This is a genomic window from Streptomyces sp. NPDC048650 (genome assembly GCF_043199095.1).
GTDB lineage: Bacteria > Actinomycetota > Actinomycetes > Streptomycetales > Streptomycetaceae > Streptomyces.
In genome coordinates, this window is sequence record NZ_JBICVM010000009.1 from 303432 (window position 1) to 304604 (window position 1173).

General features: G+C 68.5%; 1 protein-coding gene. It reads left to right on the forward strand.

The window, feature by feature from the left end:
* Positions 1-179: 179 nt before the first annotated feature.
* Entirely contained in the window at positions 180-809 is a 630-nt protein-coding gene (locus ACGFML_RS25970; protein ID WP_393547524.1) for a LuxR C-terminal-related transcriptional regulator, read from the forward strand.
* Positions 810-1173: the final 364 nt, after the last annotated feature.

Sequence of the window (1173 nt, forward strand, 5' to 3'; positions counted from 1 at the left end):
CCGGATTTCTCTCTCGCTCGATCTCTTTATTGCCTTTGCCGACGGGGGTTGGAAAGGATGTCGGTCCCTTGATGTTTTCTGCTCTGGTGGATGCTCCGCAGTTCTCGACAGGCCCGAGTACGGCCGGCGTGGCGGGACGGCGCGGAGAGCGGCCGCCGTCCGACCGGCCGGGCGTGTGCATGGCCTTATTGGACTCCGAATTGACGATTCGTCAGGCCAACCAGGACTTCTTTCGTCACTTCGCCACCCCCGCCGCGGCCTCCGTCGACGTACTCGCCGCTCCTCCGTCCGAATCCGCCACCACGGCACCCGACGTCTGCGGGCGCAAGTTCCGCGATCTGGTGCACCCCAGTGTGCGGCAGCCGCTCATGGGGCAGTTCGAGCGCCTGCTGAAGGGCCGCCGCGACCGGTTCGCCGCGCACGTGGTGGCGCTGCGGCCGGCAGGTGACGTGTTCACCGGCAGCCTCGCGGCCACCGCCGTGAGCGGCGCCGCCCCCGACCCGGCCTCGGTTCTCGTCGTGATGCGGTCGGGGGAGAGCGAGGAGGACGACGCGGTGGTGGCGCCGCGCAAGAAATTGCTCAGCGAGATCGACGCGCGCATTCTGGAGGGGATCGCAGCGGGTCTGTCCACCATTCCGCTGGCGTCCCGGCTGTATCTCAGCCGGCAGGGCGTGGAGTATCACGTCACCGGACTGCTGCGGAAACTGAAGGTCCCCAACCGCGCGGCCCTGGTCTCCCGCGCGTACGCGATGGGGGTGCTGACGGTGGGGACCTGGCCGCCCCGTGTCATCGAGGACTTCATCAAGTAGCACAGCATTCCCGTGGTCCGCCGGGGGCACCGGCGCGGACGCGCGTTCCAGGGCCCGGCCCGGGGACCCTGGACCGATCCGAAAGAGAGCCCAGGAGACACAAGGCGCCGGGGGTGCCGCAGACACTCTGCGGCGCCCCCGGCGCCTTCGCGTGCGGCCGGCCCCGAGGTCCGCCCGACACTAGGGAATTCCATGGCCGTGCGTGTCGAGACTGGGCGTGTGGCGTGCGGGAAGTCGAGCTGCCTCGGCAGGGCACGCAGATAACTCAGTTGCTGTGGAACAGCCGTCCCCAGTGCCGGATGCCCACATCGAAATCCTCTGCTGTCCACCGTTCTTGAGATGGGTTGGGTCGAACGTGGCGAAC

Excerpts from the sequence above, each read along its gene's own strand:
- ACGFML_RS25970 (WP_393547524.1), top strand. The coding sequence starts at position 180 with ATGGCCTTATTGGACTCCGAATTGACGATTCGTCAGGCCAACCAGGAC.